18 protein-coding genes are annotated in these 22,062 nt (G+C 72.9%); 9 read left to right on the top strand and 9 right to left on the bottom strand.

Annotated features, from left to right (window positions below; genetic code table 11):
* Positions 1–335 precede the first annotated feature (335 nt).
* Positions 336–1,031: a tryptophan 2,3-dioxygenase family protein gene (locus ACWEMJ_RS10960; RefSeq protein ID WP_452136684.1), complete on the bottom strand. Its 696-nt coding sequence runs from the start codon at positions 1,029–1,031 to the stop codon at positions 336–338.
* 166 nt (positions 1,032–1,197) lie between these two features.
* Here ACWEMJ_RS10960 and ACWEMJ_RS10955 point away from each other — a divergent pair, with 166 nt between their 5' ends.
* Both ACWEMJ_RS10955 and ACWEMJ_RS10950 read left to right on the top strand, forming a co-directional pair.
* Entirely contained in the window at positions 1,198–2,385 is a 1,188-nt protein-coding gene (locus tag ACWEMJ_RS10955) for a cytochrome P450 (RefSeq protein ID WP_452136683.1), read from the top strand.
* A gap of 45 nt (positions 2,386–2,430) precedes the next feature.
* Positions 2,431–3,306, top strand: a complete 876-nt coding sequence (locus tag ACWEMJ_RS10950; RefSeq protein WP_452136682.1) for an IS5 family transposase — start codon at positions 2,431–2,433, stop codon at positions 3,304–3,306.
* Positions 3,307–3,470: 164 nt separating this feature from the next.
* Here ACWEMJ_RS10950 and ACWEMJ_RS10945 read toward each other — a convergent pair whose 3' ends face one another.
* Both ACWEMJ_RS10945 and ACWEMJ_RS10940 read right to left on the bottom strand, forming a co-directional pair.
* On the bottom strand, positions 3,471–4,439 hold the full coding sequence (locus ACWEMJ_RS10945) for an alpha/beta hydrolase (protein ID WP_452136681.1): 969 nt from the start codon (positions 4,437–4,439) through the stop codon (positions 3,471–3,473).
* 37 nt (positions 4,440–4,476) lie between these two features.
* The gene (locus tag ACWEMJ_RS10940; protein ID WP_452136680.1) at positions 4,477–5,049 is read right to left on the bottom strand and encodes a TetR/AcrR family transcriptional regulator; all 573 of its coding nucleotides are present in this window, start codon (positions 5,047–5,049) and stop codon (positions 4,477–4,479) included.
* A 77-nt stretch (positions 5,050–5,126) separates the two neighbouring features.
* On the opposite strand from ACWEMJ_RS10940, the gene ACWEMJ_RS10935 reads away from it, so the two are divergent.
* A complete protein-coding gene (locus ACWEMJ_RS10935) occupies positions 5,127–6,320 on the top strand; it encodes a saccharopine dehydrogenase NADP-binding domain-containing protein (protein ID WP_452136679.1) in 1,194 nt (397 codons plus the stop codon).
* A 17-nt stretch (positions 6,321–6,337) separates the two neighbouring features.
* Here the strand turns inward: ACWEMJ_RS10935 and ACWEMJ_RS10930 are convergent, their stop codons facing one another.
* Both ACWEMJ_RS10930 and ACWEMJ_RS10925 read right to left on the bottom strand, forming a co-directional pair.
* Positions 6,338–8,089 (bottom strand): non-ribosomal peptide synthetase, encoded by a 1,752-nt coding sequence (locus tag ACWEMJ_RS10930; RefSeq protein ID WP_452136678.1) that lies wholly within the window; start codon positions 8,087–8,089, stop codon positions 6,338–6,340.
* A gap of 94 nt (positions 8,090–8,183) precedes the next feature.
* A complete protein-coding gene (locus ACWEMJ_RS10925; RefSeq protein ID WP_452136713.1) occupies positions 8,184–8,942 on the bottom strand; it encodes a TioE family transcriptional regulator in 759 nt (252 codons plus the stop codon).
* A gap of 163 nt (positions 8,943–9,105) precedes the next feature.
* Here ACWEMJ_RS10925 and ACWEMJ_RS10920 point away from each other — a divergent pair, with 163 nt between their 5' ends.
* From ACWEMJ_RS10920 to ACWEMJ_RS10900, 5 genes are all read left to right on the top strand, one after another.
* On the top strand, positions 9,106–11,484 hold the full coding sequence (locus tag ACWEMJ_RS10920; RefSeq protein WP_452136677.1) for an ATP-binding cassette domain-containing protein: 2,379 nt from the start codon (positions 9,106–9,108) through the stop codon (positions 11,482–11,484).
* A gap of 217 nt (positions 11,485–11,701) precedes the next feature.
* A complete protein-coding gene (locus ACWEMJ_RS10915; protein ID WP_452136676.1) occupies positions 11,702–12,640 on the top strand; it encodes an NAD(P)/FAD-dependent oxidoreductase in 939 nt (312 codons plus the stop codon).
* Positions 12,641–12,696: 56 nt separating this feature from the next.
* On the top strand, positions 12,697–13,401 hold the full coding sequence (locus ACWEMJ_RS10910) for a class I SAM-dependent methyltransferase (protein WP_452136675.1): 705 nt from the start codon (positions 12,697–12,699) through the stop codon (positions 13,399–13,401).
* Positions 13,402–13,432: 31 nt separating this feature from the next.
* Positions 13,433–14,818, top strand: a complete 1,386-nt coding sequence (locus ACWEMJ_RS10905) for a hypothetical protein (protein ID WP_452136674.1) — start codon at positions 13,433–13,435, stop codon at positions 14,816–14,818.
* 11 nt (positions 14,819–14,829) lie between these two features.
* Complete coding sequence (locus ACWEMJ_RS10900) at positions 14,830–16,200, top strand: FAD-binding oxidoreductase (RefSeq protein WP_452136673.1); 1,371 nt, start codon at positions 14,830–14,832, stop codon at positions 16,198–16,200.
* 7 nt (positions 16,201–16,207) lie between these two features.
* Here the strand turns inward: ACWEMJ_RS10900 and ACWEMJ_RS10895 are convergent, their stop codons facing one another.
* Entirely contained in the window at positions 16,208–17,191 is a 984-nt protein-coding gene (locus ACWEMJ_RS10895) for a LysR family transcriptional regulator (protein ID WP_452136672.1), read from the bottom strand.
* Positions 17,192–17,410: 219 nt separating this feature from the next.
* On the opposite strand from ACWEMJ_RS10895, the gene snpA reads away from it, so the two are divergent.
* A complete protein-coding gene (gene snpA, locus ACWEMJ_RS10890; protein ID WP_452136671.1) occupies positions 17,411–18,037 on the top strand; it encodes a snapalysin in 627 nt (208 codons plus the stop codon).
* A gap of 98 nt (positions 18,038–18,135) precedes the next feature.
* Here the strand turns inward: snpA and ACWEMJ_RS10885 are convergent, their stop codons facing one another.
* The 3 genes from ACWEMJ_RS10885 to ACWEMJ_RS10875 all read right to left on the bottom strand — a co-directional run bounded on the left by ACWEMJ_RS10885 (position 18,136) and on the right by ACWEMJ_RS10875 (position 22,030).
* Positions 18,136–18,813, bottom strand: coding sequence for a class F sortase (locus ACWEMJ_RS10885; protein ID WP_452136670.1), 678 nt, complete (start codon positions 18,811–18,813; stop codon positions 18,136–18,138).
* A gap of 75 nt (positions 18,814–18,888) precedes the next feature.
* The gene (locus tag ACWEMJ_RS10880; RefSeq protein WP_452136669.1) at positions 18,889–20,742 is read right to left on the bottom strand and encodes a right-handed parallel beta-helix repeat-containing protein; all 1,854 of its coding nucleotides are present in this window, start codon (positions 20,740–20,742) and stop codon (positions 18,889–18,891) included.
* 268 nt (positions 20,743–21,010) lie between these two features.
* Entirely contained in the window at positions 21,011–22,030 is a 1,020-nt protein-coding gene (locus tag ACWEMJ_RS10875) for a S66 peptidase family protein (RefSeq protein WP_452136668.1), read from the bottom strand.
* Positions 22,031–22,062 lie beyond the last annotated feature (32 nt).

Genomic DNA, 22,062 nt, shown 5'->3' with positions numbered 1-22,062 from the left:
TCCCTGCCGATACTTGTCGCGGCCATGTAGGCAATCAAGCGGGGTGAAAGATGTTGGCTAGAGATCGTGCGGCTCGCCGGGGCGTCGATTCGCGGCGTTTTCGCCACCCTTGCGCCCGGCTGCGCACCGGACGAGGGCCGCAACACGGGGTTAACACGCCCGAAATACTCAGGTCACAGCGCCCGGCGGGCCACCCGCCGGCGGGACGGTTCGCGGGCGGCGGTGGCACGATCCGGCCGCCCCGCGGCAGTTTTGTCATATTCCGGCGGCATATGTTTTCGGACAGATTTTCGGCCAGCGGGCTCCGGAACCCGTCCGGGACCCGCCGCCCGCCGCTACGCCCGGTGCACGTTCCCGCGCAGCCGGCGGAGCTCCGGGAACGGCCGGGTGAGCCGGCGGGCGAGGAAGTCCGCGCCGCTCGACCCGCCGGTGCCGCTCTGCTCGCCGACCATCTTCGACACCAGCGCCAGGTGCGCGACCTTCCAGTGCCAGTACGCGTTCCCGATGTCCACCAGGGCTTCGGCGAGCCGGTGCGGCACTCCGGCCTCCACGCCGAGCCGGCACACCTCGGGCACCGTGCGCCCGTGGTACTCGGCCGCCGCCGCGAACGCCTCGTACAGGCTGCCCCGGTGGTGGTCGCCGCCCAGCAGCGCGGTCAGCCGCCGGAACTGCGTGGACTGGGCGCCGCTCGCCGTGTCCAGATAGGGCCGGAACTCCGCGAAATACCGCAGCGGAAGTCTCTCCAGCACCAGCAATTGCTGCTGCAGCACCCGCAGCACCTCGCCGGCCCGCAGCAGGAATTCCAGCCCGATTTCCAGGTCGTGCGCGTCGCAGGGCGGCATCAGCGCCTCCGCGGCGGCGTCCAGGTCGGACCCCAGCTGCTTGAGCCAGAGTTCACTGGCCTGGTGGGTGATGATGAAGAACTGCTCCGCCAGGACGACCGAGCGGCTGGAGGCCGGTGGGGTGCGCGGTTCCTGGAGCGAAAGCAGAGTTTCCATCCGGAGATAGTCCGCATACGTCAAAGGACTCATGTGCGCCCTCCTCGGGAAAGGTGATCGACCGACCGCCGCCGGCCCTGTCACAACGTGCGGCGACGTGCATTCCCGAGCATCTCACGGAACTTTTCTCCGCCCGCCGGGGAGAAAGACCTGGGCAATAAATCCCCGGCGCCGGCGGCGCCGTTGTCACGATTCCGGCATGACCACCACGACCGAACCGGACCTGACCGACCCGACCACCTTCGTACGGCACGACGTGCACGCGTTCTGGCGCGAGGTGCGGGCCACCCGGCCCGTGTACTGGCACCCGGGAGACCCCGGGTTCTGGGTCGTCGCCCGGCACGCGGACGTGCTGGCGTGCTACTCCGACGCGCGTGCGCTGAGCTCCGGCCGCGGGACGGTGCTGGACGTGCTGCTGAGCGGCGGCGACTCGGCGGGCGGCCAGATGCTCGCGGTCACCGACCGGCCGCGCCACCGCGAGCTGCGCAGCCTGATGCTGCGGGCGTTCTCCCCGCAGGTCCTGGGCCCGGTCCGGCAGAAGGTGCGGGAGCGGACCGCGCGCCTGATCGGCGCCGTCGCCGGCCGGGGCGAGTTCGACTTCGCGGCGGAGGTCGCCGAGCACGTTCCGATGCAGACCATCTGCGACCTGCTGTCCGTCCCGGCGGCGGACCGCGAGAGCCTGCTGGGCTGGAACAAGCTGGCGCTGTCCGCCGAGGACGCCGACTCCGACCGGCTGGACTCGCTGGAGGCCCGCAACGAGATCATCGGCTACTTCATGGACCTCGCCCGGCACCGCCGCGGCGCCCCCGGCGACGACGTGGTCAGCATGATCGCGACGGCGGAGGTCGGCGGCGCCCCGCTGACCCTGGAGGCCGTCGCGCTGAACTGCTACAGCCTGGTGCTCGGCGGCGACGAGTCCTCCCGGGTGTCCGCGATCTGCGCGGTGAAGGCGTTCGCCGAGCACCCCGAGCAGTGGCGGGCGCTGCGCGACGGGTCGATCGGCGTCGACACGGCCGTCGAGGAGGTGCTGCGCTGGGCCACGCCCGCCCGGCACTTCGCCCGCACCGCGACCCGGGACACCGTGATCGGCGGCCGGCGGGTGCGGGCGGGCGACATCGTGACGATGTGGAACACCTCCGCCAACAACGACGAGGAGGTGTTCGACCGGCCGGAGCGCTTCGACCCGGCCCGCACGCCCAACAAGCACCTCTCCTTCGGCCACGGCCCGCACTTCTGCGTCGGCGCGTTCCTCGGCCGGGCGGAGCTGCACGCGCTGCTGAGCGCGCTGATCGGGTCGGTGTCCGGGATCGAGCTGTGCGGCGAGCCCGCGCCGATCTACTCCAACTTCCTGAACGGTTTCAGCAGCCTGCCCGTCGCGTTCCGCTAGGCCGTGTATCGAAACTTGGCCCTTGGCTATGAATGATCATGGTCTATGAGGCGTGGAGATCTCACGGACGAGCAGTGGGCGGTACTGGAATCGTTGTTGCCGATAGGGCCCGGGAGGGGACGGCCACCCGTCTGGTCTCGGCGGCGACTGATCGACGGTATACGGTTTCGGGTTCGGACCGGAGTTCCGTGGCGGGACGTGCCTGTTGAGTACGGGCCGTGGGGTCGGGTCTACGACCTGTTTCGCCGGTGGCAGCGGGACGGTACCTGGCACCGGATCCTCACTCGGCTCCAGGCAATTGCCGATGCGAGAGGTGCGATCGTGTGGGACCTGAGCGTCGATTCCACCGTGTGCCGCGCCCATCAGCATGCGGCCGGAGCCCGTAAGCATGGCGACCTGCAGAAGGAACCGCCGGGCGGGATCTTCGCAGAGCCCTGTGACCATGGACTGGGGCGCTCGCGCGGCGGGTTCACCACCAAACTGCACTTGGCTGTAGAGCAGGGCCAGAAGGCCATGTCGATCGTGGTCACGGCGGGACAGCGCGGTGACTCGCCTCAGTTCGAACGTGTGCTGGAGAGAGTACGTGTGCCTCGTATGGGACCGGGCCGACCGCGTGTCCGTCCCGATCGCGTACGAGCGGACAAGGCCTACGCCTCGCGCCGAAACCGCGCCTATCTGCGTCGACGTGGAATCCGCTGCACCATCCCGGACAAGGCTGATCAGGCACGAAACCGGCAGAAGCTCGGCTCGCGCGGTGGCCGGCCACCCGCCTTCGACCCGGCTGACTACCGTGAGCGTCATGCGGTCGAGTGCGGGATCAACCGGCTCAAGAGAAACCGCGCCGTCGCCACGCGGTACGACAAGCTCGCGGTCCGCTACGAAGCGACCGTATTGATCGCAGCTGTGAACGAGTGGCTTTGACCCAGCGGGTCTGGCCGCGGTGAGGGCGGAGGCCAGTTCGTCGGTGCCGCCGTCAAACCTCGGCACAGCGGCCGGGTGTCGGCGGGCGGGTCGGCGTCGACGGCTGAACGGCGGCGGGAGTTCAGCCGTCGACGGTGCGGGGCCGACCGCGCGGGGCGTGTCGGTCAGGCGGTGTTCTTGCTGACGAAGGCGGCGATGGCGTCCTCCATCTGCCGGAGACCGGGGTCTTCGAGGGGGTAGTGACCGGCGCCTTCGAGCATGACGGTGTCGACGGGGACCTTGGTGATGCGGGACAGGACGGGCACGCTGAGGTGGTGGGGGGTCCAGCGGTCCTCGGCCGGCTGGGTGAGCAGGACGGGGCAGGCGTCGAACTCGGGCGGCTCGACGACGGGGGTGTAGGTGGCGTAGCTGTCGAGGAAGCGGACGCTGACCCAGTTGGCGGCGGAGGTGGGGTCCTTCATGAGGACCTTCATGGCCTCCGGGTCGTTGGCCAGGGCGGACATCTTGGACGCCAGGCTCATCGGGTACTTGGCGGAGGCGGCGGGGGTCTTGGCGATCAGGCCCATGAGGGGGACGCCGGCGCGGGCGGTCAGCTTGTCGTGGGAGGTCTCGTCGCGGACCTGCTGGTCGCGCTGGTCGAGGAAGGTCATGCCGACGATGCCGCGCAGGGTGTCGCGGGGGGCCTTGGCGGCGACGTGGTAGGTGAGCATGCCACCGGCGCTCAGCCCGTAGAGGACGATGGGGCGGTCGTCGCGGGACTGCTCGTACGCGAGGAAGTCGACGACGAGGTCGACCCAGTCGTCGTAGGAGGGGGTGGTACCGGGCTTGACCTTGGTGAGGCCGTAGCCGAGGTTGTCCAGGGCGACGGTCTCGAAGCCGCGCCGCGCCAGCGGTGCGCCCAGGATCAGCGACATCTGGCGGCCGTTGGTGCCCACGCCGTGGTGCAGGACGACCTTCGCCTTCGCCTCCGGGTTGCGGTAGCGGTCGAGGTGGACGCGGTTCCCGCGCCAGTCCCAGTACTCCTCCTCGGGCGCGGTGGCGTCGGTCAGCCGCAGGCGCTCGGGCAGGAACTGCTGGAGGTCGCGCCACGCCTGCTGGTCGCGGTAGTAGTCGGGGGCGGGGGTGCTGTGCATGAGGGTGCGCCTTTCGGGCGGGGCCGGCCCGTGCGGGTCAGCCGGGGGTGGACGTGGTGGAGGCGAGGGCCCCGCGAGTGATCATCCGCACGCCGGTCAGCAGTTCGTCGCGGACGGCGTCGGCGTCGCGCAGGTCCTCCTCCAGGCCGCGGGTGAAGGTGAGCAGCACGGCAGCGGCCTGCCGCGCGCCGTCCCCGGCGGCCTGGGCGAGGGTTGATGTGAGGAGTGCGGCCAGGTGGTCGGTGTAGGCGGTGACCAGACCGGGGGCCTGGGCGGTGGCCGCGGACAGCAGCTCCTGGGCATGGGCGGGGCTGTCCTGCCAGAGCCGAATGGCGACCTCCAGCTTCACCGTGAGGACGGCGAGGACCGTCTCCTCCGCGGTGGCCGCCGCCTCGGCCGCAGCATCCGAAGCGGCGGTGGCCCGCTCCAGCAGGGACCGGACGACCTTGACGATCGCCTCCTCCTTGCTCCCCACGTACTTGTAGACCGTCGGGCGCGACAGCTGCGCCTCCTCGACGATGTCGGAGACCGTGGTGCGGCGGTAGCCGTTGCGGCAGAAGCAGCGGTACGCGGCGTCGAGGACGAGCTGGGAGGTGGGGACCTTCGGCATGCCTACAAAGTTAACACCAGAGCGCAAATGTGTAAAGCTGGAGGTGCCTCCGAACCCTCCGCACGAAAGGCACCATCGTGGACAAGCGCAGAATCCTCCTGCTCGGAGCGACCGGCTTCACCGGCCGCCGCGTGCTGCGCGAGCTGCTCGCCCGCGGCGAGGAGCCGACCCTCGTCGGCCGCAGCCGCGCGAGGATGCTCACCCTGGCCGAGAACCTCCGGGCCGATCTGGACGTCATCGAGGCCGACGCCACCTCGGAGGCCGACCTCGCCGGCGTCTTCGAGCCCACCGACGTCGTCGTCTCCACCGTAGGACCTTTCGCCCGGCTCGGCCTGCCCGCTGTCACCGCCGCGGCCCGGACCGGGGCCCACTACCTCGACTCCACCGGAGAACCCCCCTTCATCCGGCAGGCGTTCGCCCTGGACGCCGTCGCCGCCGCCAGTGGCGCGAGCATCGTCCCGGCCTTCGGCTACGACTACGTCCCCGGCAACCTCGCCGGCGCCCTCGCCCTCACCCGTGCGGGCGAACGGGCGCGCCGCATCGAGATCGGCTACTTCCTCACCCGCTCCGGCCACGGCGACGAGACGCGCTACCGCAGCACCCTGCGCGACGCCTTCACCCTCACCACCGGTGGCACCCGCGCCTCACTCGTCGGCTCCGCCGTCGAGGACGCCTTCGCCTACCGTCGCCCCCGCACCGGCGGCCCCGCCCGCCTCACCACCGAGCACACCGGCGCCCGCCTGCTCACCTTCCGCCACGCGGGCATCACCCGGGCGGCCCTGACCGTCGGCGGCTCCGAGCACCTCGGCCTGCCCGAGGCCTTCCCCCACCTCGACAGCGTCGACGTGGGCATGGGCTGGTTCGGCCGGTGGACCCGCCTCGTCCGGGCCGGCACCCGCCTCGCCGCACCCTTGCTGCACACCCCCACGATCCGTGGCGCCGTCACCAAGCTCTCCGACCGCCTCCCCGGCTCCGCGCGCGAACCCGACCCCGACGGCCGGGCCCTCGTCATCGCCACCGCCCGCGACGCGGCAGGCCGTCCCCTGGCCACCACCGCCCTCACCGGCCCCGACCCCTACGAGATGACCGCCTCCCTCCTCGCCTGGGGCGCCAGCCACGCTGCCACCCCCGGCGCCGCCCTCACCCCTGGCGCCCACGGCCCCGTCACGGCCTTCGGACTCCGGACACTCCGCCACGGCGCCACGCAGGCCCGCCTGCACGAAACCGAGCACACAGCCATACGAGGTAGGGGACGAAGGACAGCAGGATGACGCTTTCGAAACACGACCTAGCCGGCCGTCAGCCGGCTCTCGACGGCCGCGGCGAGTTCGCCGATGGTCGCCGTCTCCAGCACGGTGCGGATCGGCAGCGCGACCCGGAACCGCTCGCGGAGCCGGACGGCCAGCCGGGTCGCCTGCACGGAGTGCCCGCCGAGGTCGAAGAAGTTGTCGGCGGGTCCGGCGTCCGGGATGTCGAGGACGTCCCGGACGATCGCGCAGACCACGGCCGCGCAGTCGTCCGCCCCGTCCGCCTCCGGCTCGGGCCGTCCGTCCGTCCGCGCCTCGGGCTGCGGCAGGGCCGCCCGGTCGATCTTGCCGTTGGCGAGGGTCGGGAACCGGTCCAGCACGGTGATCCGGGCGGGCACCATGTGGGCGGGCAGCGACCCGGCGAGGTGGGCGCGCAGCTCGGCGGGCTCCGCCGGGGCGGTGACGGTGACGTAGCCGACCACGTGGGCGTCGGCGAGTTCGCCGCGCACCACGGCGACGGCGACGTCCACCGCCGGGTGGGCGGCGAGCCGGGTCTCGATCTCGCCGAGTTCGACACGGAAGCCGCGCAGCTTCACCTGGCCGTCCGCGCGGCCCGCGAAGTACAGCTCGCCGTCCGCTCCGCGACGCCCCCGGTCGCCGGTGCGGTACATCCGGCTGCCGGGCGGCCCGAACGGGTCGGCGACGAACTTCACCGCGGTGGCGGGGAACCGGTCGAGGTAGCCGCGGGCCAGGCCGCTGCCCGCGATGTACAGCTCGCCCTCGGCGCCGGCCGGCACCGGCCGCAGGCGCTCGTCGAGCACCCGCACCCGGTTGCCGACCCACGGCACGCCGATCCCGACGTCCCCGCCCTCGCGGACCGGCCCGCCGACGGTCGCGCCGACGGTCACCTCGGTGGGGCCGTACCCGTTGAACATCCGCCGGTCGCGGGCCCACTTGCGCACCAGGGTGGGGGTGCAGCTGTCGCCCGTCGACATCACCGTCCCGCCGAGCAGGACGTTCTCGGCGTCGGTCTCGCTGAGCGCCACCGGCGGCAGCACCGCGTGCGTGACGCTGTGCTTCAGCAGGGTGTTCCACAGCGGCTGGCCGGGCAGCAGGTCCTCGGCGGGCGCCATCACCAGGGCCGCGCCGGACAGCAGGGCCAGGGTGATGTCCCAGAACGCGGCGTCGAAACTGATCGACGCCCACTGCAGCACCCGGTCCCCCGGGCCGGCGTTCAGGACGGCCGCCTGGGTGGCGGCCAGGTCGCGCACCCCGTCGTGCGGCACGGCGACGCCCTTGGGCGTGCCGGTCGAGCCGGAGGTGTAGATGACGTACATCAGGTGCTCGGGGCGCAGCTCGGCGCGGCGCTCGTCCGGCGCGACGTCGTGCCCGGGCAGGGCCTCGCAGGCGGCGCGGAACTCCGGGTCGTCCACCACGAGTTCGGCCGGCCCCGCGGCGAGCGGCGGCACCGACGCGGAGCGCAGCAGGAGCACCGGCCGGGCGTCGGCGAGCATGAACGACAGGCGTTCGGCCGGGTAGCCGGGGTCGAGCGGGAGGTAGGCGCCGCCGGCCTTGAGCACCGCCAGGACGGCCACGATCAGGTCGTTCGACTTCGGCATCGCGACCGCGACCAGCCGGTCCGGGCCGACGCCGTGCGCGATCAGCGCGCGGGCGAGCCGGTTGACCCGGGTGTTCAGCTCCGCGTAGCCGAGGGTGCGCTCCTGGTCGATCAGGGCGGGCTCCTCGCCCCACCGGGCGACGGTTGACTCGAACAGGGCCGGGACGGTGTTCAACTGCGGTCAGCTCCTTCGGCAGGCTCCCCGGTCGACGGCGGACCCAGTCTCCGGCGCGCCGCCCGGGCGGCCCGGCGAATCCTTCCGGTCTCTGTCAGGCGGACAGCAGGGCGACGTACCCGGACAGCCGGGCCGCCGCGTCGAGCATCGACACGCCGCGGGCGGTGAGCCGGCGCCGCCAGTCGTCGAGGGCGTCGGACAGCGCGTCGGTGCCGCCGACCGTGCGGACCTGCTCGACCACGGTGCGGATGTGCTCCAGCGGGTAGCCGCCGCGCCGGAGCAGGTGCGTCAGCTCGGCGTCCCGCACGTCGGCGGCGTCGTACGCGCGGTGCCCGGTGACGGGCGCGCGGGTGGGGGAGAGGATGCCCACCGCCTCCCAGTTGCGCAGGGTCGCCGCCGTCACCCCCAGGCGGCGCGCCAGCTCGCCGATGCTGAGCGGCGCGCGGCCGGCCGCGGGGCGCGCGGCAGGTCCGGCGGGGTCGGCGGGGCCAGTGGGTCCGGCGGCTCCGGCGGTTTCGGCGGCTCCGGCGGCGAGGTGCCGCACCGCCTGCTCCACCGCCTCCAACGTGCTCCGGTCGCGCAGCAGTTGGGCGTGGCCGCGGTGCACGGCGGTCAGCGCGCCGTCCAGGTCGCCCGTGTTGAGCAGCCGCATGATCTCCCCGCCCAGCGCGTACCCGTACGCCTGGACCAGCGCCAGGTAGGCCCGCAGCGCCGCCGCGTGCGTCGTCGTGTAGGTGCGGTAGCCGGCCGGGGTGCGGCCGGCGGGCGGGAGGAAGCCGCCCTGCTCGTAGTTGCGGACGGCCTGGGTGGAGATGCCGTGCTCACGGGCCAGGTCGAACGGGCGCAGGTACATCACGGTTTGAGACTTTAGCCCAGCGAAATCCCGGGACTTCCGGCCCCGGCTTTCAACCGAGTTTGCAGGTATACGCTCGATGTCCAGGAACCGGGACGTTCCGGAACTCGTCACCACGTCGCACGACGAAGGCGGGCCGCGCCCGCCACACGGGAGGGACACCATGACTGCCGGAGCAGAGCCGCACACCCAGCCGCCCGCGCCGATCGCCGCCGACAGCCACGACATGATCCGGGTGCAGGGGGCGCGGGAGAACAACCTCAAGAACGTCCATGTGGAGATCCCCAAGCGGCGCCTGACGGTGTTCACCGGGGTCTCCGGGTCGGGCAAGAGCTCCCTGGTGTTCGACACCATCGCCGCCGAGTCGCAGCGGCTGATCAACGAGACGTACAGCGCCTTCATCCAGGGCTTCATGCCGACCCTGGCGCGCCCCGACGTCGAGGTGCTCGACGGGCTGACCACCGCGATCCTGGTCGACCAGCAGCCGATGGGCACCAGCCTGCGCTCCACCGTCGGCACCGCCACCGACGCCGGCACGCTGCTGCGGATCCTGTTCAGCCGGCTCGCCGAGCCGCACATCGGCACCCAGAAGGCGTTCGCGTTCAACGTCGCCTCGGCGGAGGCGTCGGGCGTGCTGGTGGTGAACGGCAAGAAGATCGAGAAGGGCTTCAGCGTCGTCGGCGGCATGTGCCTGCGCTGCGAGGGCATCGGCTCGGTCTCGGACATCGACCCGGCCCAACTGTTCGACGACAGCAAGTCGTTGGCGGGCGGCGCGATCACCGTCCCCGGCTGGAAGCCGGACGGCTGGGTGGTGCAGTCGTTCATCGAGTCGGGCTTCTTCGACCCGCGCAAGGCGATCCGCGACTACACCGAGCAGGAGCGGCACGACTTTCTGCACCGGGACCCGACCAAGGTCAAGGTGAAGGGCGTCAACACCACCTACGAGGGCCTGATCGCGCGGGTGCGCAAGTCCTTCCTGTCCAAGGACAAGGAGGCGCTCCAGCCGCACATCCGGGCGTTCGTGGAGCGCGCGGTGGCGTTCTCCGCCTGCCCCGAGTGCCACGGCACCCGGCTCAGCGAGACCGCCCGGTCCGCGAAGATCGACGGCGTCAGCATCGCCGACGCCTGCGCGATGCAGATCAGCGACCTCGCCGAGTGGCTGCGCGGCCTGACCGACCCGTCGGTCAACACGCTGCTGACGGTGCTCGGCCAGACCCTCGACTCGTTCGTGCAGATCGGCCTCGGCTACCTGTCGCTGGACCGGTCCTCCAGCACGCTGTCCGGCGGTGAGGCGCAGCGCGTCAAGATGGTCCGCCACCTGGGCTCGGCGCTCACCGACGTCACCTACGTCTTCGACGAGCCGACGGTGGGCCTGCACCCGCACGACATCCAGCGGATGAACGACCTGCTGCTGCGGCTGCGCGACAAGGGCAACACCGTGCTGGTCGTCGAGCACAAGCCGGAGACCATCCTGATCGCCGACCATGTGGTCGACATCGGTCCGTACGCCGGCACCAAGGGCGGCGAGGTGGTCTTCACGGGCTCGGTGGACGGCCTGCGGGCGAGCGGCACCGTCACCGGGCGGCACCTGGACGACCGGGCCGCGGTGAAGCCGTGGGTGCGCGAGCGCACCGGGGTGCTGAAGGTGCGCGGCGCGAACTCGCACAACCTGCGCGACGTCGACGTCGACATTCCGCTGGGCGTGCTGACCGTGGTCACCGGTGTCGCGGGCTCCGGCAAGAGCTCGCTGATCCACGGCTCGGTGGCGGGCCGGGGCGGTGTGGTGACGGTGGACCAGGCGCCGATCAAGGGCTCGCGGCGCAGCAACCCGGCCACCTACACCGACATGCTGGAGCCGATCCGGAAGACCTTCGCGAAGGTCAACGACGTCAAGCCGGCGCTGTTCAGCCCCAACTCGGAGGGCGCCTGCCCCGGCTGCAAGGGCGCGGGCGTCATCTACACCGACCTGGCGATCATGGCCGGGGTGGCCACCACCTGCGAGGAGTGCGAGGGCCGGCGCTTCCAGAAGTCGGTGCTGCAGTACCGGCTCGAAGGCAAGGACATCAGCGAGGTGTTCGCGATGCCGGTGGCGGAGGCCGCCGAGTTCTTCCGCCGCGGCCAGGCCCGGACGCCGGCCGCGTACGCCGTCCTCGACCGGCTCAACGAGGTCGGCCTGGGCTACCTCAGCCTCGGCCAGCCGCTCACCACGCTCTCCGGCGGCGAGCGGCAGCGGCTGAAGCTCGCCGGCCACATGGCCGGGACGGGCAGCGTCTACATCCTGGACGAGCCGACCAGCGGCCTGCACCTGGCCGACGTCGAGCAACTCCTGGGCCTGCTCGACCGGTTGGTGGACGACGGCAAGACGGTCATCGTGGTCGAGCACCACCAGGCGGTGATGGCGCACGCCGACTGGATCATCGACCTCGGCCCCGGCGCCGGCCACGACGGCGGCCGCGTGGTCTTCGAGGGCACCCCCGAGGACCTGATCGCCGCCCGCTCCACCCTGACGGGCCAGCACCTCGCCGCGTACGTCGGCCGCTGACCGTCCCACCTGCGCGCCCCCGGTCCCCCTCCCCGGAGGACCGGGGGCGTTCGTCCGCCCCCGCCCGCCCCACCGCGCGACCCCGGCCCCGAACGCGGTGCCCTGCGGCAGGCCCGGGGAGAGTCTGGCGCTCTTCTTTCACCTGCTCCTCCTCTCCGCGCGGCGGCGGCCAGAATGCGAGTTCGGCGGACGCCGCCCGACGGAAGGGACCAGACCGATGACCTCGCACTCCGACCCGAGCACCGTCATCGTGGGCGCCGGCCCCGCCGGGCTCACCGCGGCGCTCGGCCTCGCCCGCTACCGCCACCCGGTGACGGTGGTGGACAGCCCCGGGCCCGCCCGCAACGCCGCGTCGGCGGGCGTGCACGGGCACCTCGGCCTGGACGGTGTCACACCCGCCGAGTTCCGGGCCCGGGCCTGGCGCGAACTGTCGCGGTACAAGACCGTCGAGCGGGTGGAGGCCGACGCCGAGAGCGTGACGCCCGCCCCGGACGGCGGCTTCCGGGTCGCCCTCGCCGGCGGCGAGACGCTGCAGGCCGGCGCCGTCGTGCTGGCGACCGGCGTCGTCGACGTCTTCCCGGAGGGCGTCGACGGCTTCGCGGAGTGCTGGGGCCGCAGCGTCATCCACTGCCCGTTCTGCCTCGGCGAGGAGAACGCCGGCGGGCGCTGGGCCACCGTCGCGGAGGGCCCGGAACTCGCGGCCCTCTCGGCCGTCAGCTTCCGCGCCTGGAGCGCGGACACCGTCGCGATCTGCCCGGAGTCCATGCCCGGCCTGGAGGCCGCCCGCGCGACCGCCCGGGCCGGCGGCGGCGATGTCGTCGCGGGCACCGTCCGCCGCCTGCACCACCGTCAAGGCGCGCTGCACACCGTCGAGTTGGACGACGGCCGGCTGCTGGAGCGGGACACCCTGGTGTGGACCCCGCGGCAGCGGCAGCAGCCCCTGGTGCAACAGCTCGCCGAGCAGCTGCAGTTGACGGTCGACGACGCCGGCTTCCTCACCGTCGACGCCTTCCAGCGCACCAGCGCGCCCGGCCTGTACGCGGCCGGCGACGTGGCCGCCCGCTGGAAGCAGTCCGTCACCGCCTCCGCCGCCGCGGGCGCCGCGGCCGCCGACGCCCTGCACATGGCTGCGCTGCTCGGCGCCGCCCAGCCGTGACAGAAGTCCGCAAGAGACCCGGAACCCGCTGGGGTGACGACGCCACCATGACACCCATGACTGAACCCGCCGACGCCCCCGACGTGATGACCGAGGTCTTCGACGCCGTCTACCGGGGCGAGAGCCCCTTCGGCAAGGTCCCGCCGTGGGACATCGGAGCGCCCCAGCCCGCGTACGTCGCCCTGCAGGAGGCCGGACTGATCACCGGCGCGGTGCTCGACGCGGGCTGCGGCACCGGCGAGGACGCCCTCCACCTGGCGGCCAGGGGCTACCGGGTGACGGGCCTGGACCTGGCCCCGACGGCGATCGCCATCGCCCGCGACAAGGCCGCCGCGCGCGGGCTCGACGTCGTCTTCGAGGTCGCCGACGCGCTCCGACTCGACGGCTGGGAAGGGCAGTTCGACACCGTCATCGACTCCGGCCTGGCCCACACCTTCGAGGGCGAGCGGCTGGCCGCCTACGCGGCGGCGCTGCACCGGGCCTGCCGCCCGGGGGCGGTGGCGCACATCCTGTCGATCAGCGACCGCGGCTCCCGGGAGATGCAGGCCCGGCTCGCCGAAGCCGTCGAGGGCATCCCGGCGCCGCTGCCCGAGGACCAGCAGCCGGCCGACCTCAAGCGCTCCGCCGAGCACCTGCGGGCCGGGTTCGCCGACGGCTGGACGGTCGAGTCGATCGACGACGCCCGCATCCGCGGCATCGTCCCGACCACGTCCGAGCTCCACGACGGACACGCCTGGCTCGGCCGCTTCCGCCGCAACTGACCACCGAGGCCCCCTGGGAAGGCGAGGAAAGATGAAGCTCCGCGTGGGCAAGTGGCTGCGAACCGTGGCGTCCTCGCCGGTCGCCCGGGCGGCCGCACGCGCACTCCCGCCGGCCGCCACCGGGCCGACCCGGCGGAACTGGACGGGCGCCGCCCGCACCGCCTACCGGTTCGGCGTCGTCTACGGCGGCCTGTACTGCCTGACCAGCCCGCAGATCTACCTGGCGCTGCGCGGCGGCGGCATGGGACGGCAGCAGCAGGCCGCCGACGCCTGGGCCGACCGCTGGGAGCTCCGCCCCGCCCGCAACTGGATGGCCACCCGGGTGCTGCGCCGGGAGCTCGGCACCCGCTTCGCCGGCGGCGACGACCCGCACACCTGGGCCGGGCAGCTCTGCTGGCTCGCGGGCGCCGCCGCCGTCACCCCGCTGTGGTCCGCGCTGGACCGCAACCGCACCGAGTGCGCGACGCTCGACAGGTGGGTCCGGCCGGCCCTCCGGTTCTGCCTCGCCGGGCAGATGTTCTCCTACGGCGCGGCCAAGGCCGTCCCGCTCCAGTTCCCGCAGCTGCCGCCGTCCAAGCTGGTCGAACCGGTCGGCGACCTCAGCCCGATGGGCCTGCTGTGGGCGCAGACCGGCTCCTCCACGCCCTACCAGATGCTGCTCGGCGTCGCGGAGATCGCCGGCGGGCTGCTGCTCGTCGTCCCGCGCACCGCCACGCTCGGCGCCCTGCTGTCGGCCGCCGAGATGGCCCAGGTGCTGCTGCTCAACCTGACCTTCGACGTCCCCGTCAAGGTCCACTCCTTCCAACTGACGCTGCTCGCCCTGCTGCTGCTCGCCCCCCAGGCCCCGCGGCTGGCCGGCGCCCTGCTCACCGAGGCCCCGGTCCCCGCCGCCGCCTCCACCGACCTGTTCCGCTCCCGGTGGGCGAACCGACTCGCCACCGCCGCGCAGGTCGGCGCCGGGCTCTGGCTGCTGGGCGCGCAACTGCGCAACGACTGGTCGTTCTGGAGGAACCACGCCGGCGGCCGCCCCAGGCCCGAGCTGTACGGCCTGTGGGACATCGCCGGATCCACCGTCGACGGCGAGCCGCGCCCCGCCACCGCGGCGGACGGCCGGCAGTGGCGGCGACTCGCCGTGGACTCCGCCGACGCCGTCGCCATCCAGTACACCGACGACTCCCTCGACCACTGCATGGCGGCGATCGACGCCGACGCCGGCACCCTCGCGCTGACGAAGATCGCCGACCCGAAGTGGCAGGTGACGCTCACCTTCCGACGGACCGGCGACGACCTGCTCGCCCTGGAGGGCGACGTCGACGGCTGCCGCCTGCGCCTGCGACTGAGCCGCCGCGACCTCGCCGCCTTCCCCCTGGTCGGTCGCGGCTTCCGCTGGATCCAGGACACCTCGTACCTGCGTTAGGAGAGCGACGGATGGCGACGCTCGCCGCCCGCGTACGCGGCCCCGTGCTGCTGCCCGGCAGCCCGGGGTACGACGAGGAACGGTCCGGCTTCCAGACCGGGTTCCGGCACCGCCCGGCCCTCGTGGTCGGCGCCGCCTGCGCCGAGGACGTGCGCGCCGCCGTCCGGTTCGCCGCCGAACGCGGGCTGCCGATCGCCGTGCAGTCCACCGGGCACGGCATCGTCACCGCCCTGGACGGCGAGGGCGTCCTCATCACCACCCGCCGGATGAAGGGCGTCACCGTGGACCCGGCGGCCGGCGCCGTCCGCGTCGAGGCCGGCGTGGTGTGGGGCGAGGTGGTGGAGCGGGCCGCGCCGTACGGTCTCGCCCCGGTCAGCGGCTCGGCCCCGCACGTCGGCGTGGTCGGCTACCTGCTCGGCGGCGGCGTCGGCCTGCTCGGCCGGCAGGCCGGCTGGGCCAGCGACCACGTCCGGGCCTTCGACCTGGTCACCGCCGACGGCGCGCCGCGCCGGGTCACGGCCGACTCCGACCCCGACCTGTTCTGGGCGCTGCGCGGCGGCTGCGGCAACTTCGGCGTCGTCACCGCCGTGGAGACCGCCCTGGTGCCGGTGGCCCGGCTCTACGGCGGCGGCCTCTGGTTCGCCGCGGACCGGCCGCTCGACCTGCTGTGCGCCTACCGGGCGTGGACGTCGACGCTGCCGGACGAACTCACCTCCTCCATCGGCCTGTTGACGGTGCCGCAGGCGGCGGACCTCCCCGAGCCGCTGCGCGGACGCTACGTCGCCCACGTCCGGATCGCCTTCACCGGCCCCGCCGGGGCGGGGGAGCGGCTGGTGGCGCCGCTGCGCGCGCTCGGCCCGGCGCTGGTCGACACCGTTCGCGAGATGCCGTACACCGACACCGCCTCCATCTACCAGGACCCGCGCGTCCCGCACGCCTACTTCGGCGGAAACGTCCTGCTGCGCGACCTCGCCCCGGAGGCGCTGCGGGCCGTCGTGGCGGTGGCGGGCCCCGGCGCGGCCGTGCCCTGCATGATCGACATCCGCCACCTCGGCGGCGCCTTCGCCCGCCGCCCCGCCGACCCGGGCGCGGTCGGCGGGCGCGACGCCGCCTACCTGCTGCGGCTGTCGACCGGCGGCGCGGCCGCCCCGTCGAGCGCGGCCCGGCCCGTCCACCACCGCCTCTGGGAGGAGTTGAAGCCGTGGACGGTCGGCTGCAGCCCCAACTCGATCTACAACGACGGCGCCCCGGAGCCGGAGGAGCAGGTGCGCGAGCTGTTCGCCGCCGCGGACTTCGAACGGCTTCGGCGGGTGAAGACGCGGCACGACCCGGACAACCTGTTCCGCTTCACCCACAACATCCCACCACTTGAAGGACATTGACGGATCGTCAGGCCGAAGACCCGGTCGGGGCGAGCAGGGTGTGCAGGGAGCGGTTGTGGTGGCGCAGCCAGGCGCGGTAGGCGGGGTTGGCGCTGGCCAGGTCGAGGTAGGCGCGGCAGAGGTCGACCCAGAGGCCGTCGAGGGCCGGGCCGCCGACGGTGTCGGGGCGCCAGGCGAGCAGGAGCCGGACGGCGAGCGGGTCGCCGTGGACGGGCCGCAGGACGGTGCCGGGGCCGGGCGGGGAGGTGGGCTGGCAGGGGCGGACGGCCTCGCCGGAGGCGACGAGTTCGGCGGCGGTGGCGTTGTCGCGGACCTGGACGACGCGCGGGTCGAGCCCCGCCTCGGCGAAGACCCGGCGCAGTGCGGCGTACTCGTGGTCGGCGGTGGGGTCGACCATCCAGGTGTCGTCGGCGAGGTCGGCGAGGCTGACCACCGGCCGCCCGGCGGCGGGGTGGGTCTCGGAGAGGGCGACGAACTGCGGTTCGCGGGCGACCAGCACCCGCTGCTCGGTGCCGGTCGGCAGGTGCAGCGGGAAGCCCTCGCTCTCGTGGACGAAGGCGATGTCGAGCTGTTCGACGGCGACCAGGTGGATCAGGGCGATCGCCGAGATGTCGATGTGGATGGTGGTGTCGGTCTCCGGGAGCCGGTCGTGGATGCGGCGCAGCCAGGCGGGGACGGCGCGGCTGCCGACGCTGCCGATCCGCAGCGGCCGGCGGCCGGTGCCGGCGGCCTCGGCGCGGGCGGCGGCGACCAGGGCGTCCAGCTCGGTGATCACCGGCCGGGCGCGGGAGAGCACCGAGTGGCCGAGCGCGGTGGGGCGGCTGCCGGTCTGTTCGCGGGTGAACAGCCGTCCGCCGATGGCCCGTTCGATGCGGTGCAGCTGGGTGGTGAGCGTCGGCTGGGTCATGCCGAGTCGACGGGCGGCCTTGCGGACGCTGCCGGTGTCCGCGATCGCGCACAGCACCCGCAGGTGTCGGACGTCGAGCTCCATCACGGGAGCATAGCCAGGCGCCCGCGACCTGCCAAGAGCATGTCAAGCGTATCCCAATCGGCCGCCAAGTCGGGCGCTGCGCAAGGGTATTGAACCGAGCTATCGCCGGTTGCCATCTCCGCTCCCCGGCCGCCCTGCCCCAAGCTCGGTGCAACAACTCGTCACCGCGTCCCGGCCGGCCACCCCCAGGCCCCGGGACCCGCGAAATGGAGTCCCCACATGAACCGCTCCATGACTGTGCTCGCCGCCGCCCTCGGGCTGGTCCTCGCGGCCGGCACCGCCGCCGTGCCCGCCGCCGCGGCCACCCCCGCCCAGGGCTACACCCCGTCCGCGAGCGTGGCCGCCAACTCCTCCGAAGACGCCAACAACAAGGCGTTCTTCGAGGCCGTGATGAAGTCGGCCCGTGCCAAGCAGGCCGCCAACCCGTACCTGCTGGCCGTCACCGTCACCTACGACGCCAGCCAGGCGCCGACCTTCCGCACCGTGATATCCCAGAGCGCGTCCATCTGGAACTCCTCGGTCACCAACGTCCAGCTCCGCTCCGGCACCAACGCGGACTTCCGCTACTACGAGGGCAACGACTCGCGGGGCTCCTACGCCTCCACCGACGGCCACGGCCGCGGCTACATCTTCCTCGACTACGCGCAGAACCGGCAGTACAACTCGACGCGCGTCACCGCCCACGAGACCGGCCACGTGCTCGGCCTGCCCGACCACTACTCCGGCCCGTGCAGCGAGCTGATGTCCGGCGGCGGCCCCGGCACCTCGTGCACCAACCCGTACCCGAACGCCACCGAGCGCAGCCGGGTCAACAGCCTCTGGCTGTACGGCGTGGCCGCCGGCTGACCCGCAGGCCTTCGGCAGAACGCACCGCTGGACCCCCGTCGCGCATCCGTCGGCGGGGGTCGGCGGCGCTCCCCGAACTCCGTGGGGCGGAACGGGAGTTACCGGTCCAGGTGGGCGGTGAGGACGAAGTTGTCGACCGCCGGGGTGTCGTCCGGCCTCTCCAGGCAGGTGAGGACCACCAGGCGGCCGGGGACGTCGGACCAGAGGTCGGCGGCGTCCGGGAGGTCGGCGATCGGGACGACGGCGGCGCCGTCGACGACGTAGCGGGCGCCGCCGACCTCGATCTCGGCGCCGGGGGCGACCGTGGAGGCACCGGTGTCCAGGGCGAACAGGTAGTTGCCGGGGCCGGTCGCGCCCCGACGCAGGGAGTGCATGGCCACGTACACGGTGCCGCCGCCGGGGTCCGCGGGGGTGCCGAGATTGGCGATGCGGTAGGCGGAGGCGAAACCGGGGGGCACCACCGAGCCGCCGACCTCGTTCATCGTCCCCAGCGGGACGTCGAGCCCGACCGACGGGACGACGAACCGGCCCGCGCCGTCCGGCCGCGCGTCCTGCCCGCGCTGCTGCTCCGGGGGCAGCGCCGGGTCCGGGTCGAGCCGGACGGGCCTTCCGGTCATGTCCGTGCCCGTCAACTGCTCGACAGGAAAGGCTTGTTGGCGGGGGGCCAGGGCGTGGTGGAGGAGCAGTCCGGCGCCGAGCAGGGCGGTGGCGGCCAGCGCGGCGGCGGCCGGGAGCGCCGTCGGGCGTCGGCCGGGGGCGTGGCGGTTCGTGCTCATGGGCATCGCTCCTCGGAACAGGAGTGCCCGCCGGCCCCTCGTTCGGGGCCGGCGGGCGTGGTCGGGCCGACTGCGTCAGCTGCGGCCGCTCCTGCGCAGCAGGACGAAGGCGGCCAGTCCGGCGGCGGTCAGCAGTGCCGCGCCGGTGATCGGCCAGGTCGGCGCGGTCGCGACCGGCTCGACGGGCGAGCCGCCGGTGTGCACCACCGGGCCCTCCTCGGGGTGGTGGCCGGGTCCGTGGGTCGGTTCCGGAGTCGGGGTGGGTGTCGGGGTGGGCGGGGGAGCGAGCTGCGCGATCGGCAGGCTGGTGCCGGCCGGCCCGGAGGTGAGCGTGGCCCCGTCGGGCAGCAGGCCGGAGGCGGTGGCGGTGTTGCGCAGGGTGCCGCCGCCGGCGATGTCCGCCTCGGTGACCCGGTACGTCGCGGTGCAGTGGGTGGACGCCCCGCCGACGAGGGTGCCGCCCAGCGCCACGGGGGCGCAGGTGACCGGGCCGAGCGTCCCGCTGCCGGAGAAGCCGGAGTCGTCGATCGCCAGCGCGGCCAGCGGCACGTTGCCGGTGTTGACCACGTCGAAGCCGTACGTCACGACGTCGCCGGCCGCCGCGAGCGCGTCGATCGGCTGCCCGTCGGCGTCGGTGGCGGTCGCGGTCTTCGCGAGCGACAGGCCCGGCGCCGGGGCCTCGACGACGATGGTGTACTCGCGGGTCGCGGTGCCGTCGACGGGGTCGGAGACCTGCGCGGTGAACGTGTAGCTGCCCGCCGCGGTGGGGGTGCCGGTGATCGTCCCGTCCGGGTTCAGCGTCAGCCCCGGCGGGAAGTCGCCGGCCGCCACCGTCCAGGTGAGCTGCGGGTTCGGGTTCTCGGTGACCGCCTCGATCACGTCCGTGTACGGGACGCCGACGGTGCCGTCGCGCAGGTGCTCGGTGATGATGCACGGCGGCTGGGTCAGGCCGCCGAACAGGTTCTCGTTCCAGCCGGAGAAGGTGTTGCAGATCAACGTGGTGGTCGCGGCGGCGCCGGAGTAGCCCGCCATGCCGAACCCCCAGAAGTCGCGCAGCGGCGGCTGAACGGGTGAGCGGCTGAGATCGTTGTAGGAGATGACGATGTTCGTACCGCCGGTGACGTTGATGCCGATGTCCGCGCCGTTCGGGCCGGTGATCGTGTTGTGATCGACCGTCAGGTTGTTCGCGGTGAACAGCAGCATCCCGGTGGAGCTGCTCGTCGAGTTGTCGGCCGTGTACGTCACCACGGTGTTGCCGGTGAAGGTGCCGCCGGAGTTGAAGTACTGCACCGAGTTCTGCGCGATGTTGCCGGTGACGGGCGGCGCCGGCAGCGGAACGGTCATGTCGGGCGGGCCGAGCGTGGAGCCGGTGACGTTCATGGTCGCGCTGCCGTTGGCGGTCAGCCCGTTCTTCTGGAAGTCCGTCACGCGGACGCCGGTGACCGTGACGGTCTGCGGGCCGCCGCTGGTGGCGTCCACCATGATGCCCTGGCCGAAGTTGTACGTCTGGTGCCGGGTGATCCCGGTGACCGTCACGTTCGACACCGACCCCGACGCGGACAGGAACCTGATCCCGAAGTACGCCGCGTTCGTGGTGGCGTCACCGGGTGCCCTGGGCAGGTAACTGCCCTGCACCGTGAGGTTCTTGACGTCCATGGTGGCGCCGGCGTTGCTCACCACCGCGCCCAGCAGCGGATTCGCGAGCGAGGTGTCGTTCGCGGTGATCGTATGACCGGCGCCGTCCAGGGTGAACCCGTCCGGGACGGTGAGATTGTCCGTCGTGACGCAGTCCCCGGTCAGCGTGATCGTGCTGCCCGAGGTGGTCGACGCCGTGCACACCGTGCGGATGTCCACCGTCGCCGCCGAAGCGGGAGGCACCACCATCCACACCGCAGACCCCGCCAGCGCGGCCCCGGCAAGAACGCTCAAGCATCGACGCGGGCCGGACCTCCGCCCCGACGGGTGAGTGGAACGGGCAGCGGTGCCCGAATATGACGCTCCGACAATCATCATGTGACAACCTCCCCGAGGAGGCTAGAACCCGGACAATCCCCCCATCCACCAACACTCCGGACACCGCCCCGCCCTCTACTCGTTCGCCGCACCCTCCGAACGCCCCGCTCGATCAACGTCCCGTCCGGACCCGCTACCCAGGTGCGAGCAGGCCCCTCGCCGTCGGCTCAGTGATCCGGGGGGCTCAGCCGATCGGTCCCGTCGTCGTGGGGGGCGCTACCGTCGGTTCGAGCAGGGACAACGTTCGTTGCTGCGCATCGAGGCCGACGCGGATGCCGAGCGGCATCGGCAGGTTGGGGCCGGCATGGCCGAACTCGACGTTTCCCAGGACCGGGACATCGCGGTCGCCGAGGACGTCGAGGACGATCTCGGGCAGGGTGGGGGACGCGCCGGGCTCCAATCCAGCGATCTCGCGCGGAACGCCCACGACCATGCCGGAGATCCGATCGAGGATGCCGCTGTGTCGCATCACCTGCAGGTAGCTCCACACGTACGAGGCCTGGCCGCCCATCTCCTCCCAGAACAGCACCGCGCCGTCGAACGATTCGAGCGGCAGCGCGAAACGCGTCGCCTGCGCCAGCACGATGCGGTTGATCACCCCGCCGATCAGCCGGCCTTCGACACGACCGGGACGCCAGCACTCCCACGACGGGCTCGCGGGCAGGGCACCGATCGCCTCGGTGCCGGTCAGCAACCTGGCGTAGAGCGTCTCGAGTTCCGCCCGGCGCGCCGCGGGCGCGGACTGCCAGTGTCCGCCGAAGCCGGGGACGGCCATGTCGGCATGGAACCCGACCAGGCCCGTGCGCGCATGGAGCACCAAGTGCAGCAGCGAGATGTCGCTGTAGCCGAGGATCGGCTTGGGGTCGGCCCTGATCGCCTCGACGTCGATCAGGTCGAGGTAGCCGAGCGCCGTCTGGCCCCCGTCACTCGCCACGATCGCGCGCACCTCGGGATCACGCAGAAGGCCGTTGAGCTCCCCGGCGATCTCCGCCGGCGTGGCCGCGCTCCACCAGTGGCGGCGGCCTGCTTCAAGGAGCGGAGCCCGACGGACGCGGAAACCCATCCGCTCGAACAGCTCCACCGTCCGCCGGACGTGGGGCTCGTAGACGGCCGGCAGCGGGCCGGACAGCGAGGCGATGACCACGAGGTCTCCGGGCCGCAGGGCACGCGGTCGAAGCAGTGGGGGCCGGACAGAACCAGTCATGGCGTCAGTCTCGCCGGTGCCCTTCGCGGGGT

This window comes from Kitasatospora sp. NPDC004531 (assembly GCF_053602195.1).
This window is presented reverse-complemented; position numbering and strand designations above follow the sequence as displayed.

Bases quoted from the DNA above. Each gene is read 5' to 3' on its own strand.
- ACWEMJ_RS10960 (WP_452136684.1), bottom strand. From the start codon at position 1,031: ATGAGTCCTTTGACGTATGCGGACTATCTCCGGATGGAAACTCTGCTT.
- ACWEMJ_RS10955 (WP_452136683.1), top strand. From the start codon at position 1,198: ATGACCACCACGACCGAACCGGACCTGACCGACCCGACCACCTTCGTA.
- ACWEMJ_RS10950 (WP_452136682.1), top strand. From the start codon at position 2,431: ATGAGGCGTGGAGATCTCACGGACGAGCAGTGGGCGGTACTGGAATCG.
- ACWEMJ_RS10945 (WP_452136681.1), bottom strand. From the start codon at position 4,439: ATGCACAGCACCCCCGCCCCCGACTACTACCGCGACCAGCAGGCGTGG.
- ACWEMJ_RS10940 (WP_452136680.1), bottom strand. From the start codon at position 5,049: ATGCCGAAGGTCCCCACCTCCCAGCTCGTCCTCGACGCCGCGTACCGC.
- ACWEMJ_RS10925 (WP_452136713.1), bottom strand. From the start codon at position 8,942: ATGTACCTGCGCCCGTTCGACCTGGCCCGTGAGCACGGCATCTCCACC.
- ACWEMJ_RS10920 (WP_452136677.1), top strand. From the start codon at position 9,106: ATGACTGCCGGAGCAGAGCCGCACACCCAGCCGCCCGCGCCGATCGCC.
- ACWEMJ_RS10915 (WP_452136676.1), top strand. From the start codon at position 11,702: ATGACCTCGCACTCCGACCCGAGCACCGTCATCGTGGGCGCCGGCCCC.
- ACWEMJ_RS10910 (WP_452136675.1), top strand. From the start codon at position 12,697: ATGACTGAACCCGCCGACGCCCCCGACGTGATGACCGAGGTCTTCGAC.
- ACWEMJ_RS10905 (WP_452136674.1), top strand. From the start codon at position 13,433: ATGAAGCTCCGCGTGGGCAAGTGGCTGCGAACCGTGGCGTCCTCGCCG.
- ACWEMJ_RS10900 (WP_452136673.1), top strand. From the start codon at position 14,830: ATGGCGACGCTCGCCGCCCGCGTACGCGGCCCCGTGCTGCTGCCCGGC.
- ACWEMJ_RS10895 (WP_452136672.1), bottom strand. From the start codon at position 17,191: ATGGAGCTCGACGTCCGACACCTGCGGGTGCTGTGCGCGATCGCGGAC.
- snpA (WP_452136671.1), top strand. From the start codon at position 17,411: ATGAACCGCTCCATGACTGTGCTCGCCGCCGCCCTCGGGCTGGTCCTC.
- ACWEMJ_RS10885 (WP_452136670.1), bottom strand. From the start codon at position 18,813: ATGAGCACGAACCGCCACGCCCCCGGCCGACGCCCGACGGCGCTCCCG.
- ACWEMJ_RS10875 (WP_452136668.1), bottom strand. From the start codon at position 22,030: ATGACTGGTTCTGTCCGGCCCCCACTGCTTCGACCGCGTGCCCTGCGG.